The following is a 16576-nucleotide window of genomic DNA, read 5'->3' on the forward strand; positions in this document are numbered from 1 at the left end:
GAGGGAGTGAGGGAGTGAGGGAGTGAGGGAGTGAGGGAGTGAGGGAGTGAGGGAGAATAATTTGTGACTGTTGACTAATGACTAATGACTAATGACTGCCTTAACGAGTTAACTTTATTTGTACCGACCTACTTATTTGGTTTTGTCGCTTTAGCAGCAGCTGCGACTTCCTCTTGACTCAGTGGCATTAATGCCTGTAACTGGAAAGATGTACTAATAGGTGCTGGTCCAACTCTAGGCATCACAGTTTTGTCTTGTTGAGTTGCTGCTTCTGGTACCAAACTTGATTGGTAGTCTTTCACTATCAACAAAGACTGTAACCGCTCGATATTACGGAGAATGGATTGTGTTTGTTCGTAGGTTGCGATAATTTCTATATTGATACTGCTACGTTTTAGCTTGCCATTTACTAATGAACCAAGACTGTTATCAGTAATGGGTTCAGCCTTTCCAGTAGGGACGTATTTCCTCAGTTTTGCTCTCACTGCATTTGGAGGAATTTGAGTATTGCTAGATTCAACCAAGCGATTTATATCCAGTGGTAGGGTATCCAAGGTTTTCTCATTAGCAAATAAAGCTAAAACCTGGAGTTGTTGCTGTTTGGAAACTGCTTGTTCCTGTTTAACTGTCTCCATTTGTTGAATAATGGTTTTCTTTTGGTCAACCACTTCCTGTAATTGGTTCTGTTTTGTTTGCTGCTGTTGAAAAGTTTCCCATGCTGGCATGACGGAATTTATCAGCACATAAACTGCTCCTGCAAGCCCTAAAACTCCTACGAGGATGCCGATAAATTTTGGTGCTAAGGGAATGCCAAAAATAACGAGGTAACTTGGAGAAGCTGTATCAAATTCTGTACCTTGTACAAAATTTAAATCATCATTGAAAGTCATTTTTGGATGACTCCTATTTGTTGCATACTACGGATTCTATTCACTAGTCCTACTGCGCCTTTTTGTTCCAATTCCGGAATTAATTCAGAAGCGGGAACATTACTGAGACTGGATTGAATTGTGTATTTGACTATTTGCAGTGGTTTAATTTGTATGTTGGTAGCAGATTGAGATCCGGGTTGTATCGGTGCATCTACTAGCTCTACTGTGATAATTTTTGTCTGTGCAGGTTTGAAGAAACGAGACTGTTGCAAACTCAGGATAAAATCGTTGACATCGCTAAAGGAGCGAGCAAACCCCGAAATTTCCACACCTCCAGCAGGATTGGGTGCTGGCTGTCCTTCTGTTGGGGCTGTGGGTGGAATTTGCTTGATGCTATCAATTTGCACAGTTTCTGGGATGCGATCGCGCAAATCTTGTAACACCGCTGACCAAGGACGAATCTGGTCAAAAACACTAACTAAAGCTTGAGTTTCCTGCTTAATTTTGTTTGTTTCTTCTTTGATTTTGTCTATGTTTCCTATTTCTGTCTTTAGCCTTTGATTCTCCTGTTCCAGTTCGGCTCTGTTCTGCTGTATTTCACTATTTTTTGCTTGCAAAAACCACCAAATCGTTCCCATTAAAGCTGGAAAAAATATACTGACAGCCACTCCTATATACAGTGGTCTTACATCTCCACTACGTAGAGATATTTCTGCTCGCTTTTTTTTAGAATTCTTCTGGTAATTTGAGCGATATTTGAGAAAGTTGATATCTAGGGTATACATTTTACTTAAAATATTACGTCTTGAATTTGCAGATTCTAAACACGCAGGATACCTGCCAATTATAATTTTTTTGAATTTTGAATTTTGAATTTTAAATTTTGAATTTTTATTGCGCCTCTCGCATTCCTAAACCAAGCACTATCGCCAAGCCGGGGCGTTGGGCTACGGGGTATTTCTCTTCGTCAATTTGCAATGACAAAGCCGCGATTGGATCGATTTGAGAGGTTGGCAAACTTAATCTTTGTGTAAGAAACTCATCAATTTGTCCCAGTCCACCTCCTGGTCCTGCTAGCATAATTTGTACTACCTCCAAATTTTCATTTTGATTGAGATAAAAATTAATAGAACGGCGCAGTTCATCTGTGAGTTCTCCTAACACCCGCATCATCGCTGTCATACCTGGATTCATTTCAGGAACACCTGTTTTCTCTTCATCATCTATAAAAGTTGAAGGAATAGACATTCCATACAAAAGTTCTATATCTCGTGAAACCGGTAAACTCATTGCCCTAGATATAGCAATTTGCATTTGATACGTTCCAATGGGAACGGTACGCGAAAATTGTGGTACTCCATTCACAACGATCGCTATTTCTGTGCTATCAAATTCTATATCGACGAGCACTGCTGCTTCTTGTGGTCCGTATTGTCGCAATTGGTCGCGGATTGTCCTAATTAGAGCAAAACTGTTAATCTCTAAAACATCAATTTGCAATCCAGCTTGCTCAAATGTATCTATAAAGCTATCCGTAATTTCCTTACGAGTAGCAACTAGCAATACCTGTACCTTTTCGATGCCATCATGATCTACAAAGTACCCAAGTTTCTGATAATCAATATCAGCTTCTTCACGAGGATAAGGTAAATACAAACCTGCTTCGTGGTTAAGTACCATCTCCTGTAGTTCTTTGTCATCTAACTCTGCTGGCACGGATATAAGGCGTATAATTGAGTCTCGGCCTGGTACAGCGGTAGCAACACGAAAAGCTTTGATTTTACTTTCGGCGATCGCTTCCTGGATGAATTGCGCCATTGTTGCGGAATCAGTGATTTGACCATTGACAAAAACACCTTCTGGAACCGGCACTGATGTTAAAGTTTCTAGTTTCAAACCTTGGCGTTGCTTGCGTAGCTGAACTAAATTTACACGTTGCGGTGACAGCTCTATGCCAACCCCTTGATAATATTTACCAAACAAACTCTTAAATTGCCTGACCACAGTTTTACCTGTTGAACTTTCAAATGATATTAAGAATTGATATTGTTGCAAGAAAATTGTTTTAGCTTATAATCTCCACAATTCTGTATAAGTAGGTCGGTGTAAATAATTAAAGGTATGTAGTAAGCGCTTTAGCGCTAAAGCGCTTACTACGAACTAGTTTTCAAACTTTACTTTTCTTTACATAGTTTGATTTGTTCTCGCCTACTTACTTAAGCACTTCACCCTGAACAAGATAAAAAAGTACAAGCACGATGGTTAGAATTCAAAATTTCAAAAGATTCATTCTTTGGGCGTTACTTGGTGTATTGACCAGTTGGATTGTTAGTTGTGGTACAGGAAATGTCAGCAATACCACAAAACAGGCATCATCAGGAGCGGCAAATGTTGAGTTCTGGACAATGCAACTCCAACCTCAATTTACCAACTACTTTAAAAGCCTAATTGCGTCTTTTGAGTCACAAAATCCCGGTATCAAAGTTAGCTGGGTTGATGTACCTTGGACGGCAATGGAGAACAAAATTTTAACAGCTGTTTCCGCAAAAACACCACCTGATGTTGTCAACCTCAATCCAGATTTTGCTTCCCAACTTGCAGGACGAAATGCCTGGTTAGATTTGGATGCAAAACTTCCAAATGAAGTGCGTTCCTCATATTTACCGAATATCTGGAAAGCTAGCACGCTCAATGACAAGAGTTTTGGGATTCCCTGGTACCTCACCACTCGGCTAACCATTTATAACACCGATTTATTAAAACAGGCAGGTATCAACAAACCACCTGCCACCTACCCTGAATTAGCCCAAGTGGCTCAACAAATTAAAGACAAAACTGGTAAATATGCCTTTTTTGTGACGTTCGTTCCCCAAGATGCTGGTGAAGTGCTAGAGTCGTTTGCACAAATGGGGGTGACTTTGGTAGATGCTGGGGGTAAAGCAGCTTTTAATTCCCCACAAGGCAAAGCAGTGTTTCAGTATTGGGTAGACTTATACAAAAAAGGGCTTCTACCCAAAGAAACATTGACACAAGGACATCGTCATGCAGTAGATTTGTACCAAGCTGGAGAAACGGCGTTGCTGTTTTCTGGTGGAGAGTTTCTTGAAAACATTGGCAAAAATGCCCCAGCAATAGCTAAAGTTTCCGCAACTGCACCACAAATCACTGGTGAAAACGGCAAGAAAAATGTCGCTGTGATGAACGTCGTTATCCCCCGCGACAGCAAACAACCCGACGCCGCCCTCAAATTTGCCTTGTTTCTCACAAATGACGAGAATCAGCTCTCTTTTGCCAAAGCAGCCAACGTTCTCCCGTCTACAGTCAAGTCGCTGGCTGACACCTACTTCAAAGACGCACCCGCCAACGCTTCAGCTTTAGATCAGGCGCGAGTGATTAGCGCCCAAGAACTGCAACAAGCAGAGGTATTAACTCCCAGGCTCAAGGATATAAAACTTTTGCAAAAGGCAATTTACGAGAACTTACAAGCAGCAATGCTGGGTGAGAAGACAGTAGATAAAGCTGTAGAGGATGCAGCAAACGAGTGGAATAGCACGAGAAGTTAGCTTAATCCAAAAGAAACTTCACTGTACCTGTAGGGCTATACGTAGAAGCGTATCCCTCATAGGACGCTGGCGCAACGGCGTACCTGTTGAATACCAAGCTTTTGGAGTGATCTGAGCGATCGCTCAAAGGGCAGTGCTTTCCCTTGCGATCGCCTGGTTCTATTTGAAATTCCATTTCAGCCTTGTCAGCAAGCGTTTCAACAATTTCGCGAAACGGATTGAAATTTCGGGGAGGGCATCGCGCCTCTGGGCGACCGGGATGATATTCTATACTTTAGCTCAACTGTTACAACGGTTTCGGTAGTAATCGGTAGTAAAGTGATAGAAGGTAATATCTTGCCATGAAACGTTTATTTCAAAAAGTAATCGTTTGTACTTTTGTCATGCTTAGCTTGTGTTTTCTGTTTCAGAACCCTAGCTTTGCAAAGACAACTGATTCCCAAGCGCAACCACAAGTTCAACAGACCGGTTCATCAGGTTCTCAATCAAGCTCGAATAAAAGTGAATGGAATATTACATCTGTTCCCATACATCCACTCTTACCAGGCTCTGAGTGGGAAGTGAGATCTGAGGAAAATGGTAAGAAGTTAGTCATTATACATGGCAGCGAAGAAGTTTTAACACTTGTCAAAGATTGACATCTCCCCCGGCTAGAAGCATGGGGGATTCTTAGACGTTGTTGCTCCGAGGGCTAAAAGCCCATCTGGGCAACGTCTACGATATGATTTATCTAATCGCGTAAACAAGTCATATCGTTGTGGCGTTGTCAAAACCGCCCTACCTACCTCGACTAGACTAATGCCCAGCTGTGTAGCTACTTTTCTTGCTATATTAGCCGCACCGTTGCAATCCGCGTTAATTAACAAGCCTGTGGCTGTTTTATACAAACCACGCTCTATTCTTCTACCCGATGGCTTCCAACATGTGGGTTTTTCACCAAATTTGTGGAGATTATCACCATCTAAGAATGACGCTTTGCTTGTGTACGCCTCCTCAGTAATCGTGACTACGATTCCGTATTCACTCGCCAGTTCTTTTAATCGTGCAATCAGTCGTCCCGTAGGAATGGGGACAAAGTTCTGGTTGTTAACCTTACCCATATCAGAACCAACTTTGTGACCATCATTCCACCCGATGATGATGTTGCCAATCTTGTCGTTTAAGCATCGATTGATAATGAATCTGGTTGCTTTATTAATGGCGTCGCGCATTTGATTGTTTCGCTTGCGCTGCACCCTGTCAAGGTTACTGTCCCAGTAGAACTCAGACTTTCCTTGTTTGTACTTCGCGACAAGACGGCAATAACCTTGATTCATCGCTTTAAGCTTACGCCCGTCAATGATGAAACTTCTACCGCGTGTCGAGACACCAGTCAACCAGTTTGTACCGCCATGATCAAACGATAAAGCGTGACTGTAATCAAGATTGGGATTCACTTTGATTGGTTCTTTGCCGTCGTCAATAACCCAATCTATTACAAATTGACCAAGGCAAGGACGTACCGTCACTTCTTTTACCCAATCAGAATCGATGAAGTCAGGCAACTTTAACTTGATTTCAATGATGAGGTCCGGCTTCGTTTCCTTGCTAATTGATGGCTTGAAGTACCCATCTTTGAAGCTGAGAGCCTGACGTGGAAAAGTTACTGCTGCCAGTCCTCCCCTTTTGCGGTACTTGGGCAAAGAAGGTCTATCAACCTCACCCTTGTAGTAAGCTTTAACAAGTCTGTTGTAACTTGTGATTGACTCACCGACTGACTTTAAGGTTTGTTGCGCTGCTTGTGCTGCCAAACCTTTGTAATGCGGATGATCTTTAAGGACTTTGTCCAATTCTGGATAAGAACTATTACATTGATACGTTTTCCACCCACTACGCAACTCATCGCCACGCCAGTATGTTGTGTATGCGTTGTCCATTTCTTGGAGACGTGTGTAATGTGTTTGGCGTATATGATAAATGGCACAGTTAATTAAACTATTCGCGTGTTGGCATTGGTCTAACCAAAACGCTTTTTCTTCATCCGTAAATCTGGCTCTTATCGGAACTGTTCTGTACAGTTGACTCACCTCCTGTTCATTTTCTAGCTTTTAATTAGAATACTAAACGGTACTAAGAATGTCAACAGGTAAAGGCAGGAAGAGAGTCAAAAATCAACCAGCATTGCATGAAGAATTAAAGAAGCAACACGGAATATTTCTGACCAACACAGCTTGGTACTTTGTCTGCGAACAGGCTGTAAAAGAAAAAACAAGTGCTAGTGAGTATATTGAAGCTCTTATTCAACAAAAGAAAAGAGAAACAAAGGGCTAAAGCCCTTTGCGTCGCGCTTCATCCCCTGGTTAAAAACACAGAGGTTCTCGCGCTCCCATTATGTTTTGATAGCAAGCATCAATTGTTAGGGCTGGGGTTGAACTTAACTTCAGCCCTAATTCAACTAAATGTGAGGATTGAACATAAATAAAAGCCTGGGGAGAGCGATCGCCATCAGGGCTTTTTGTCAGTCTCATAGAATTGAAAAAGTAAAAATAAACACACGTAGGGTGATCACTGCCAGTCAGATCCTGCCCACTACATGAGGGCTTTAGTAGCAGTGTCCACCCTACAAAAATTTGACTAAGCCATTACTCGACATTCCGCACGGTGGACTGATATCTGGAGACAGAATTGGCACTTGTCTAAAGCGACTTCAAGGATTAACCTAGCAGTGGCTTCTCCTGTGGAACGACTGATGAGTTCCCATCATTTACTATGAGCTACTTCCGTCCTGCCATTGATGTCATGACTGGCTACATTCCTGGTGAACAACCCAAACCAGGAACAAAAATTATCAAACTCAACACAAATGAGAATCCCTATCCGCCTTCCCCAAAGGCGATGGAAGTGCTGCAAAATTTAGATAGTGAGTGGTTACGGCGCTACCCTGATCCATTTGCAAGAGAGTTTTGTCAGGCAGTTAGTGATGCGCTGGAAGTGCCAGCAGATTGGATCATTGTGGGTAATGGAAGCGATGAACTGCTGAATGTGCTAATACGCTCCTGTGCAGAAGGAAGCGATCGCAAAGTTGTGTATCCCATGCCAACCTACGTGCTGTATAGGACTTTAGCAGCTATCCAACCTGCCCAAGTAGTTGAGGTTCCTTACTCTGCTAACTTTCAGTTACCAATCAAGGAACTCGTTGCGGCAAATGGAGCAATTACGTTTATTGCTTCTCCGAATAGCCCCTCTGGTCATGTGGTACCTTTAGATGATCTGCGGGAATTGGCGCAGCAAGTCTCAGGAATTGTGGCGATTGATGAGGCTTACGTTGACTTTGCTGAGTATAGCGCGTTGCCGTTGGTGCAAGAATTCGAGAACGTGATTGTGTTACGTACTTTGTCCAAAGGGTATTCGTTGGCAGGTTTGCGCATGGGTTTTGGGGTGGCAAATCCAAAACTTGGTTCGGGGTTATTTAAGGTAAAAGACAGTTACAACATTGATGCGATCGCCCAAGCAGTCGGTACAGCTGCAATGCGCGATCAGGCTTACAAAAATGCTTGTGCAGATAAAGTGAAAATATCGCGGACGAAGCTAGCTCTAGACTTGAAGAATCTGGGATGGAGAGTGCTTGATTCTCAGGGTAACTTTGTTTTGGCAACTCCTCACGAGGGAAATGCAGAGTCTCTTTACTTGGCTCTGAAAGAACTAGGAATCTTAGTGCGTTACTATAAGCAACCTGGGTTAGAAGATAAGCTGCGGATTACGGTTGGTACGGATGAGCAAAATCAGATATTGATAGAAGCGTTAGTTAGCTTGTTGAACAAAAGCGGATGACGCAAAAAAACGATACAACAACTAAGCGCGATTCTCACGCTATGCGATCGCTATAGCTGTCGGTTTCTACAACTGGGTAAGACATTAGATGAATCTGCCATAAGGTTCAGGCGGCTATTGTCAACGACATCAACCAAAACCAAAACCAGCCAAGCTTTCTCATTGAACAAGTAAGCTGTTGGCTGGTCATAAAATTAGACCAGAGGCTAACCACAAATCCTCCTCTGGTCAGTTGACACTTTTCGAGCAGTGTCAGGTAGAGTAATACCCTGTGTAGTTTATCCAGAATGCCCCCTGGAGTTTATCTAATTTAATAGAGCGTTAGACGGAAGTTGCACGAGTGAGGTATAATTTTGCCTCTTTCGCACGCCCTACTCCGGACGATACACAATACTCGCCAGGGGTGGACCAACAAGCGGCACGCGCGAAACGACATCCGCAACCACTGCACTCACAACTATAACACCTCGCCCAACTTCAAAACCTAGTCCCCCCTCTGCGCCGCCGGTAACCAGGAGTAATTCCTCTTCTGTTAGTTCTTGAAACAGTTCTTCTCCTACTGCGTCTAGCGCGTGGCTGCTGGCTAGTTTAACCTGCTCGTCGTAGTGTTTCTGCATGGAAATACCTTCCAAATAACTTTACTTAACTTAACGAGACCACTCTACCACTAGCAAATCAGTATATTCAACCAAATAACTCAAACTTTATACTACTTTTATACTCGCTAGATAGAATTATACTCAACCTTTATACTGAGTAGATATATTTAATAAATACTCAGTAAATCAGCCTTTAGACAGTAGAAAAAAATTTTTGCTCGTGCTAATTCTGACAACCCGCAGGGCGCTCCTGAAAAAGGCGTCTTGTAAAGGGGATTGGGGATTAGGGATTCGGGATAGTCAACAGTACCAGCCGCAGTGAACAGTACCAGCATGGTACTTGATAACTGAAAACTGGTACTGCGGGTACTTGGTAACTGATAACTGATAACTGATAACTGTCGCCAGTCCCCAGTCCCCAGTCCTCAGCCCCCACTCTCCAGTCCCCAGTACCCAACGCTGGTGAGCGGCATTCCTCCCATACGTATCAACAATCACGTTCAAACGTTTATTCCAGGTTGATTTACCCCACACGCCAGTCGCCTCAACGGGGGAAACCCCCGCACGGCGCTGGCTCCCCTTAATCCCCTCCCCGCTTGCGGGGAGGGGCGGTTTTGCGTTAGCCAAAGCCGGGGTGGGGTGAAGCGAGAATTATGGGCAAGTATCAGGGCATGATGTCACTTTAAGAAGGCAGAAGTACGAAGGCAGAAGGCAGCTATGTTTCCCCACGCGCTTATTGCGGGGGATTTAATAAAGTTGGCACTCTATTATTTGTCTCCATACCATAAGTTGGGGGCTGTCTTACCATCTGGCAGAGCACAGAGAACCTGCTTTTGTATTAAAACTTACAATCCTTCCTTCTGCACCCCGCAGTATGCCTCATGCCTTTCTCCGGTAAGGACTCAGGGCTTAGGGGGTGACACGCAAATGACGTGCTGACACGCGTTAAGTCAAACAGCATCAATAGTTGCTAAAAAATGCCCAACTAAATATAGCGAACCGCACAAGATGACTAAATTGTCCGTCGAGGTAAAAGCTGCCTCTAGCGCTGATAATAAATCTGGGTAAGTGCAGCAAAAACTTAATTCTGGACAGATATATGAAGCGAGTTTTGCTAATTCACCAGGATCTGCTGAACTATGATCTGGAACTGGTACTAAATACAATCGGTCATTTGGTCGCAGTAAGGCTTTGAAAATATCCACATGGTCTTTTGTTGAGAGCATTCCCATCACCCAATTCACAGAGTGCTGAGTCGTCTCCCCTCTCTGCTTGCGCTTAGGGGCTGGGGGTGGGGTTAAACTATCCACATAATCTCGCAAAACTTGGGCGGCGGCTGGGTTATGAGCGCCATCTACTAACAATTTATGGTTTCTCCAAGTTATCCATTGAATTCGCCCCAGCCATTTTGTATTCGCCATTCCTGTAATGATAGCTTCCTCAGAAATCTGCCAACCCTGCGTTTGTAGAATTTCTATAGCGGCTAAAGCCAAAACTGAATTAGTCAACTGAAATTGCCCCTGTAGCGGTAAGGGGTATTTAATAAATTTTGTAGACGCCCTATCGGCGGCTTCCCGGAGGGTATGATGAATTGTTTGATACTCTGCCCATTTTGGGTCAATTTGACGAGCTGGCTGCGGTGTTATAAGAGGGCATTGTAATTCTAAAGCACGCGATCGCACGACTTGTTCTGCATCCGGTGGCAATACTCCAATAACAGCAGGGCATCCAGGTTTGAGAATACCAGCTTTTTCTCTAGCAATATCAGCAATTGTGGGACCAAGTATTTGCACATGGTCTAAACTGATGGAAGTAATAATAGTGACCAGAGGTTGCGAACACACGTTGGTTGCATCTAAACGTCCTCCCAGTCCAACTTCTATCACTGCCACATCAACTTGCTGTTGTGCAAAATATAACCAAGCTGCTGCGGTAATGACTTCAAACTGCGTTGGTGGCTCTTCTTCTGGATCAATCGCCGCTTGCACTTGCAGTAATACTTGGCACAATTGTTCAGAAGAAATGGGCTGTTCGTTGAGGCAAATGCGTTCTGTCCAATCAACCAAATGAGGTGAGGTGTAGCGTCCTGTGCGATAACCTGCTTCAGTAAGCATAGAAGAAAGATAGGCACAGACGGAACCTTTACCGTTAGTACCTGCAACATGAATAATCGGAACTTGATGATGGGGATTTCCAAGATTTGCCAGTAGTTTAACAATGCGTTCCAATCCAAGATGGACGCCAAAGTGTTGGAACGGTTGAAGTAAGGAGTCGATATCCACGAAAGATAGTCAGGAGGTTAAGGTGAGGAAAATTTAAAAAGAACGCAGAACACAGAACATAGAACCCAGAATAGATCCCCATAACCGCGCGTTGGAAAATGTGCCTTGGACATGAAATATATCTTTCTTTTTTCCCATAACCGCCACGGGGGCTTGTATCCTTTTTTTATTCTGACTACTGTCTTCTGACTACTGAGTTCTGAGTACTAAGTTCTTCATTGACGCTCCCACGGCTTAAAGCCGTGGGATTCTGGTATAAGCGTCCCCAATCCCCGTGGATTGGGTGGTAAAAATAAAACCGACTGCTCGTATCATTAAAAACAGTCGGTTAAATATTTATGGTGATAATTTGATTCTAGGCTTCTCTATTCAAAAAGTTTTGTAGTTGATTTAAAGCAGCAGCACCAATATTAAACGCAGCCCAACTAGCAGCAATCAGAACTGGTGCTAAAACAATTGCTACACGCATATCAATGTCCATATTTACAACCCCTGTGTTATGTAGAGATTAAAGTTTTGTCAACTACTATCATTTTTATTTTTAACTGAAGTGGTGAATTTTCCCAAATAAAATGTAAAGAATATTTACATTTTCCACGTTTCTCTCACTCAGGTACCGTAAACCCGATATCCGTACCCTTGCCAGCATGAAAGTCGGCTAACTTTTTGTAACGTTGGGCGTGTTCGATGAGTTCTGCTGCTTCATCTGGTGAGATTTGGCGCAGAACTTTCCCAGGAACGCCTACAACAAGCGATAAAGGTGGTACATCTTTAGTAACGACTGCACCTGCACCAATAATGCTACCAGCCCCCACCCGTACCCCATCTAGAACAATTGCACCAATCCCGATCAAGCTGCCGCGTTCAATATAAGCGGAATGTATGACAGCGCGATGCCCTACGGTAACATGATCTTCTAATACCGTAGGTTTACCCGGATCACCGTGTAATATTGCTCCATCCTGAATGTTTGTACATTCGCCAATTTCTATGCTTTCCAGATCTCCTCTGACAACTGCTCCGTACCATATGCTGACGCCTGCTGCAATTTTTACCGAACCCATAACAACAGCGTTCGCAGCGATGAAAGCAGCTTGAGAAATATCAGGAGAAGACCAGTAGGAAGCGATAGACACGGTAGAATAGAGATGTGGTACCCAGGAACACTGGAGAAACTCCAACCTTGGTAGGTCGCATTCACCAGGATATCATGGTCTACAGTCTTGAATATCAAGGGCAGCAGTAAGTCAGTACCGGAGTGAGGTGGAGCAGAAGTGTAAAAGGAACCAATATTACTGGTGGAGACAAAAATATGTTTGTACGCACTTCATGATGAATCCAGGCTTGCAGTACCCTATATTCGGTCCAGAAATTCAGTGTCCCCACTGCCGCCAAACAATCCCGGCTTTGACACTAACAGACACGTATTTATGTCCACGTCACGGCGCTTTTGAAGCTAATCCGAAAAGTGGAGAATTACTCCACCTACAATCAGGGCGTCATTGGCGAAGATGGAATAGCGAATGGTATCGGCAGCATACTCATCCCGATGGCATTCGGTTTGAAATTCACGAAGCACTAGACAAGCTCTATACCCAAGGCTACCGAGCAACACGGGTGATCATTGCCAGACGCTATCAAGAGTTGATGAGTGGTTACCTAGAGCGTAGCACGCCTTGGCGTTCTGGACAGCAGGAGATGACTTCGGCGCGACTTTATGGTTTGCCTGTAGAGTTTAGCCCTGATTCTTCGGAAGATCCCTGTTGGGAAGTGATAAATTTCGATTTGGAAAAAGAGCCTGGTGTGCCAGTGCGCTATCCGTATTTCAGATTATTTGAGTAAAGCTCATTGGTCAAAAGTCATTAGTCTAAATTTTTAGAAGTTATGACTAATGACTGATGACTTATAATTAAAATTATGCATCACGCTTCGATTCGTACAGCAAATATTCATCGGGCGATCGCCTTCTACGAACAGCTAGGGTTTAGCGTTTGCGAGCGCTTCACAACAGGCTACACTCTTGCTTGTTGGCTAGAAGGACTCAACGGCAGAATTGAACTTATCCAAATTCCTCAACCAAAACCTGCTCCAGATGCCTTTGGAGATGAACACTATGTGGGGTACTACCATCTCTCATTTGATTTGACTGAGATCACATCAGATTTACCGAGTTGGTTAACAAATTTAAAAGAAAACTTTTTGGTTTTAGCAAAAAATAATTCTGAACTGTTAGAACCACTGAAAATTCTTTTAGAACCTACACAGCAGCAAATAGGTAATCATCTTTACGAAGTAGCTTTTATTGCAGATCCTGATGGTTTGCCCTTGGAATTCATCCGTGTATTAGCAACACTTTCATAGTTGAATAGTTGAAGTTAAAATTTTTTGTCTGTAAAATAAATTTTTCTTCTCTGTAGCCTTGTTGACATCACACCAGACTCAGAGAAACTCAACTATATTCAAGAAAAAATCTGTAATTTTATTTACAGTTTGCCTAGTAAAATTCATGCCTGTGTTGCGTAAATTGCATCGATATCGTTTTCCTTTGTTATTATTAAGTTTTTGGTTGATGACGGTGTTGTTGCTTGGAGATGCATCTTCTTTTAGCAAGATAACAACCGCTTCCACGTGGTTAAACTCAGATAAAATAATCGTATCAAAGAAAACAATACCTCCGTTGATAGAAAATGTTGGCAAAACAGTCTTGGACAATGGTCTGACTGTTCTCACTAGAGAAGTACACTCCAACCCAGTGGTGACTGTGCAGGTATGGTACAAAGTGGGATCACGTAACGAAGAACCTGGATTAAATGGCATTGCTCATCAGTTAGAACACATGATGTTTAAAGGCACAAAAAATCGTCCAATTCAATTTGGAAGATTGTTAAGTGCTTTGGGCAGTGACTCAAACGCTTTCACGAGTTATGACCAAACTGCATACTACAATACAGCAGAGCGCGATAAGCTCACAGCTTTGTTGGAGCTAGAAGCAGACAGAATGCAAAATGCTGTGATTGATTCTGTGGAACTAGCAAGCGAAAAGCGAGTTGTGATTTCCGAGTTGCAAGGTTACGAAAATAGCCCTGAGTACCGCCTCAGCCGCGCTGTCATGCAAGCGGCGTTTCCCAACCATGCTTACGGGTTACCTGTTGGTGGTACGGAAGCTGATGTGCAAAAGTTTAATTTAGAGCAGGTGCGGAAGTACTATGATAATTTTTACACTCCTGATAATGCGGTTGTAGTCATTGTTGGAGATTTCCAAACTGAACCAACCCTCGAAGCCGTTAAAGAAATTTTTGGGAAAATACCTAAGAGTCAGAACTCAGGAGTCAGAACTCAGGAGTCAGAACTCAGGAGTCAAGAGTCAGAACTCAGGAGTAAAGAATCAAAACAGAGGACTCCCATTGTTCTGAGGGAACCAGGAGCTGGAACGTTATTGCACGCAGTATATCCGTTACCGGATGTAAATCATCCAGATGTGCCAGCGTTGGATTTGATGGATCGTATATTAACAGACGGACGGAATTCTCGCCTTGAGCAGGTATTGGTAGAATCTGGTTTAGCGAGTGATGTTTCCGCTTCTGTGATTAGCTTGCTTGAATCAGGCTGGTATGAGTTGTCAGTAACGGCTGATCCCGATCAAGACTTGAAAAAAATTGACTCAGTTCTTAGAAGTGCGATCGCCAAACTCACACAAAAAGGAGTCACAATAGAAGAACTGAATCGAGCCAAGGCGCAGTTGGAAGCGTCTGTGATTTTGGGGAACCGTGATATCACCAGTCTGGCGTTGCAATTGGGTAATGACGAAACAACTGCAGGTAATTATCGGTATACAGAAGAATACTTAGCAGCTATTCGCCAAGTAACGGCGGCGGATGTGCAGCGTGTCGCAACAAAATACCTCAAAGGGGAAGCACGTACAGTGGGCTTTTTTAAGCCAACTCAAGTCAAAGCAACGGAGGATACTGAGAAGACGAACTCTAAACACAACACGGAAAATTTTGCCTCAGGTGCTGTGAATACACAGGAAGTGGCAAAATACCTACCCACCGTAGATTTGACAACTGTTCCTACAAGTCATACCCTACCAGAGAAATTTACATTATCTAACGGTTTACGGGTATTGCTCGTTTCCGACACTAGCACTCCCACAGTGACACTTTCTGGTTACATCAAAGCTGGTAAGGAATTTGACCCAGAAGATAAAGCTGGACTGGCGTCTGTTGTCGCAGAAAACTTAATGAATGGCACAAAAACAAAGGACGTCTTAACTGTTGCCAAAACCTTAGAAGATCGGGGAGCAAGCCTTGAGTTTGAAACGTATCGAGAAGGTGTGCGGATTGAAGCTGATAGCTTGGCGGCTGACTTACCGATTCTGATTCAGACATTAGCAGATGTTGTCAAAAATGCTAATTTTCCCACCAAAGAGTTAGAACTGACTCGCAAACACGCCTTGACTGGCTTGAAGCATGAGTTAGATGACCCCTCAGAAGTGGCAGAAAGAACTTTTGTACAATCGGTTTACCCGAAAAAACATCCCTTACATACATTTCCAACAGAGCAAAGTTTGCGACGGATTAACCGTAAGGATGTTATTGAATTTAAGACAAAACATTATCGTCCAGATACGACAGTTTTAGCGCTGGTAGGAGATTTTGCTCCAGAGCAAGTCAAAGCACTTATAAAAAGTGAGTTTGGTAACTGGAAAGCAAGTGGTGAACCACCAACTTTGAAGTATCCAGCGAATATAATACCAGAAAAAGTTGTGAGCGTCAACTCTGTTCTTCCGGGTAAAGCTCAAGCGATTACCTACATGGGTAACACAGCGATTAACCGCAAAGATCCCCGCTTTTATGCAGCTCAGGTATTGAATCAGATTTTGGGCGGCGATACTTTATCGAGTCGGCTAGGAGCAGAAGTGCGCGATCGCCTTGGGCTAACCTACGGAATATACAGCAACTTCCTTGCGGGAACAAACTTTGGAACATTTTTGATTGAGATGCAAACCAGCCCAGAAGATACCGGTCAGGCGATCGCCAGTACCCGCGAACTGCTCAAGGAAATTCATCAAAAAGGCGTCACTGAACTGGAAGTAGAGACAGCTAAACGCATCTTGATCAGCAACTACATCATATCCCTGGCAGATCCAGAGGAATTAACACATAAAATTCTGATGAATGAAGTGTACGGGCTAGATAAAGAGGAATTGCGCCATTGTACTGAAAAAATTCAAGCAGTCAACCTTGAGCAAGTCAATCAAGCAGCCCGTGAGTTACTGTATCCAGATAAAATTGTTGTAGTGACAGCTGGACCGGCTGTATTTGCAGACCAAGGTAGCGTTCGTCATTAGTTGTACACACGACACGTAACGCAGTCTTGTATGTAGAGACATGTCATAGTTGGTGAAAGTATAGGCAAATATTACATAGCCTTGGAAACCATTTCAGATT

Annotated in this window: 18 protein-coding genes; 7 read left to right on the forward strand and 11 right to left on the reverse strand. The window is 43.3% G+C overall.

Annotation, left to right across the window (positions count from 1 at the left end):
* Positions 1-128: 128 nt before the first annotated feature.
* The 3 genes from ACM0OZ_RS44990 to pilM form a co-directional block, all read right to left on the reverse strand.
* Positions 129-890 (reverse strand): pilus assembly protein PilO, encoded by a 762-nt coding sequence (locus ACM0OZ_RS44990; protein ID WP_414589431.1) that lies wholly within the window; start codon positions 888-890, stop codon positions 129-131.
* Positions 887-1657, reverse strand: coding sequence for a PilN domain-containing protein (locus ACM0OZ_RS44995; RefSeq protein WP_414589433.1), 771 nt, complete (start codon positions 1655-1657; stop codon positions 887-889). Before ACM0OZ_RS44995 ends, ACM0OZ_RS44990 begins: the two co-directional genes overlap by 4 nt.
* A gap of 106 nt (positions 1658-1763) precedes the next feature.
* Positions 1764-2876 carry a type IV pilus assembly protein PilM gene (pilM, locus tag ACM0OZ_RS45000; RefSeq protein WP_414589435.1) on the reverse strand — a complete coding sequence of 371 codons (1113 nt, stop codon included), beginning with the start codon at positions 2874-2876 and terminating at the stop codon, positions 1764-1766.
* A gap of 254 nt (positions 2877-3130) precedes the next feature.
* Between pilM and ACM0OZ_RS45005 the strand changes: the two genes are divergently transcribed.
* On the forward strand, positions 3131-4435 hold the full coding sequence (locus ACM0OZ_RS45005; RefSeq protein ID WP_414589436.1) for an ABC transporter substrate-binding protein: 1305 nt from the start codon (positions 3131-3133) through the stop codon (positions 4433-4435).
* 1 nt (position 4436) lies between these two features.
* On the opposite strand, the gene ACM0OZ_RS45010 is transcribed toward ACM0OZ_RS45005, so the two are convergent.
* Positions 4437-4610, reverse strand: a complete 174-nt coding sequence (locus ACM0OZ_RS45010) for a hypothetical protein (RefSeq protein ID WP_414589438.1) — start codon at positions 4608-4610, stop codon at positions 4437-4439.
* 166 nt (positions 4611-4776) lie between these two features.
* Between ACM0OZ_RS45010 and ACM0OZ_RS45015 the strand changes: the two genes are divergently transcribed.
* Positions 4777-5073 carry a hypothetical protein gene (locus tag ACM0OZ_RS45015; protein ID WP_414589440.1) on the forward strand — a complete coding sequence of 99 codons (297 nt, stop codon included), beginning with the start codon at positions 4777-4779 and terminating at the stop codon, positions 5071-5073.
* 12 nt (positions 5074-5085) lie between these two features.
* Here ACM0OZ_RS45015 and ACM0OZ_RS45020 read toward each other — a convergent pair whose 3' ends face one another.
* Positions 5086-6492, reverse strand: coding sequence for an RNA-guided endonuclease InsQ/TnpB family protein (locus ACM0OZ_RS45020; RefSeq protein WP_414589458.1), 1407 nt, complete (start codon positions 6490-6492; stop codon positions 5086-5088).
* 58 nt (positions 6493-6550) lie between these two features.
* On the opposite strand from ACM0OZ_RS45020, the gene ACM0OZ_RS45025 reads away from it, so the two are divergent.
* Positions 6551-6745: a hypothetical protein gene (locus tag ACM0OZ_RS45025; RefSeq protein WP_414589442.1), complete on the forward strand. Its 195-nt coding sequence runs from the start codon at positions 6551-6553 to the stop codon at positions 6743-6745.
* Between the two features lie 29 nt (positions 6746-6774).
* On the opposite strand, the gene ACM0OZ_RS45030 is transcribed toward ACM0OZ_RS45025, so the two are convergent.
* Positions 6775-6942: a hypothetical protein gene (locus tag ACM0OZ_RS45030; protein ID WP_414589444.1), complete on the reverse strand. Its 168-nt coding sequence runs from the start codon at positions 6940-6942 to the stop codon at positions 6775-6777.
* Positions 6943-7183: 241 nt separating this feature from the next.
* On the opposite strand from ACM0OZ_RS45030, the gene hisC reads away from it, so the two are divergent.
* The gene (gene hisC, locus ACM0OZ_RS45035) at positions 7184-8245 is read left to right on the forward strand and encodes a histidinol-phosphate transaminase (RefSeq protein ID WP_414589446.1); all 1062 of its coding nucleotides are present in this window, start codon (positions 7184-7186) and stop codon (positions 8243-8245) included.
* Between the two features lie 371 nt (positions 8246-8616).
* Here the strand turns inward: hisC and ACM0OZ_RS45040 are convergent, their stop codons facing one another.
* The 5 genes from ACM0OZ_RS45040 to ACM0OZ_RS45060 all read right to left on the reverse strand — a co-directional run bounded on the left by ACM0OZ_RS45040 (position 8617) and on the right by ACM0OZ_RS45060 (position 12262).
* On the reverse strand, positions 8617-8862 hold the full coding sequence (locus ACM0OZ_RS45040) for a hypothetical protein (protein WP_414589447.1): 246 nt from the start codon (positions 8860-8862) through the stop codon (positions 8617-8619).
* A gap of 282 nt (positions 8863-9144) precedes the next feature.
* On the reverse strand, positions 9145-9471 hold the full coding sequence (locus ACM0OZ_RS45045) for a hypothetical protein (RefSeq protein WP_414589449.1): 327 nt from the start codon (positions 9469-9471) through the stop codon (positions 9145-9147).
* A gap of 323 nt (positions 9472-9794) precedes the next feature.
* Positions 9795-11126, reverse strand: a complete 1332-nt coding sequence (locus ACM0OZ_RS45050) for a bifunctional folylpolyglutamate synthase/dihydrofolate synthase (protein WP_414589451.1) — start codon at positions 11124-11126, stop codon at positions 9795-9797.
* A gap of 355 nt (positions 11127-11481) precedes the next feature.
* On the reverse strand, positions 11482-11607 hold the full coding sequence (locus ACM0OZ_RS45055) for a photosystem II protein Y (RefSeq protein WP_041040054.1): 126 nt from the start codon (positions 11605-11607) through the stop codon (positions 11482-11484).
* 124 nt (positions 11608-11731) lie between these two features.
* Entirely contained in the window at positions 11732-12262 is a 531-nt protein-coding gene (locus tag ACM0OZ_RS45060) for a gamma carbonic anhydrase family protein (protein ID WP_414589454.1), read from the reverse strand.
* 193 nt (positions 12263-12455) lie between these two features.
* Here ACM0OZ_RS45060 and ACM0OZ_RS45065 point away from each other — a divergent pair, with 193 nt between their 5' ends.
* The 3 genes from ACM0OZ_RS45065 (at position 12456) to ACM0OZ_RS45075 (ending at position 16476) form a co-directional block, all read left to right on the forward strand.
* A complete protein-coding gene (locus ACM0OZ_RS45065; RefSeq protein ID WP_041040050.1) occupies positions 12456-12968 on the forward strand; it encodes a TIGR02652 family protein in 513 nt (170 codons plus the stop codon).
* A gap of 75 nt (positions 12969-13043) precedes the next feature.
* A complete protein-coding gene (locus tag ACM0OZ_RS45070; RefSeq protein WP_073627031.1) occupies positions 13044-13487 on the forward strand; it encodes a VOC family protein in 444 nt (147 codons plus the stop codon).
* Positions 13488-13632: 145 nt separating this feature from the next.
* Positions 13633-16476, forward strand: a complete 2844-nt coding sequence (locus ACM0OZ_RS45075) for a M16 family metallopeptidase (protein WP_414589456.1) — start codon at positions 13633-13635, stop codon at positions 16474-16476.
* Positions 16477-16576 lie beyond the last annotated feature (100 nt).

It is taken from the genome of Scytonema sp. PCC 10023 (assembly GCF_963920835.1).
Lineage (GTDB): Bacteria > Cyanobacteriota > Cyanobacteriia > Cyanobacteriales > Nostocaceae > Kalymmatonema.

Coding starts and splice junctions, on each gene's coding strand:
- hisC (WP_414589446.1), top strand. CDS start 7,184: ATGAGCTACTTCCGTCCTGCCATTGATGTCATGACTGGCTACATTCCT.
- ACM0OZ_RS45040 (WP_414589447.1), bottom strand. CDS start 8,862: ATGCAGAAACACTACGACGAGCAGGTTAAACTAGCCAGCAGCCACGCG.
- ACM0OZ_RS45015 (WP_414589440.1), top strand. CDS start 4,777: ATGAAACGTTTATTTCAAAAAGTAATCGTTTGTACTTTTGTCATGCTT.
- ACM0OZ_RS45025 (WP_414589442.1), top strand. CDS start 6,551: ATGTCAACAGGTAAAGGCAGGAAGAGAGTCAAAAATCAACCAGCATTG.
- ACM0OZ_RS44995 (WP_414589433.1), bottom strand. CDS start 1,657: ATGTATACCCTAGATATCAACTTTCTCAAATATCGCTCAAATTACCAG.
- ACM0OZ_RS45010 (WP_414589438.1), bottom strand. CDS start 4,610: ATGGAATTTCAAATAGAACCAGGCGATCGCAAGGGAAAGCACTGCCCT.
- ACM0OZ_RS45055 (WP_041040054.1), bottom strand. CDS start 11,607: ATGGACATTGATATGCGTGTAGCAATTGTTTTAGCACCAGTTCTGATT.
- ACM0OZ_RS44990 (WP_414589431.1), bottom strand. CDS start 890: ATGACTTTCAATGATGATTTAAATTTTGTACAAGGTACAGAATTTGAT.
- ACM0OZ_RS45075 (WP_414589456.1), top strand. CDS start 13,633: ATGCCTGTGTTGCGTAAATTGCATCGATATCGTTTTCCTTTGTTATTA.
- ACM0OZ_RS45030 (WP_414589444.1), bottom strand. CDS start 6,942: ATGAGACTGACAAAAAGCCCTGATGGCGATCGCTCTCCCCAGGCTTTT.
- ACM0OZ_RS45070 (WP_073627031.1), top strand. CDS start 13,044: ATGCATCACGCTTCGATTCGTACAGCAAATATTCATCGGGCGATCGCC.
- ACM0OZ_RS45065 (WP_041040050.1), top strand. CDS start 12,456: ATGATGAATCCAGGCTTGCAGTACCCTATATTCGGTCCAGAAATTCAG.
- ACM0OZ_RS45005 (WP_414589436.1), top strand. CDS start 3,131: ATGGTTAGAATTCAAAATTTCAAAAGATTCATTCTTTGGGCGTTACTT.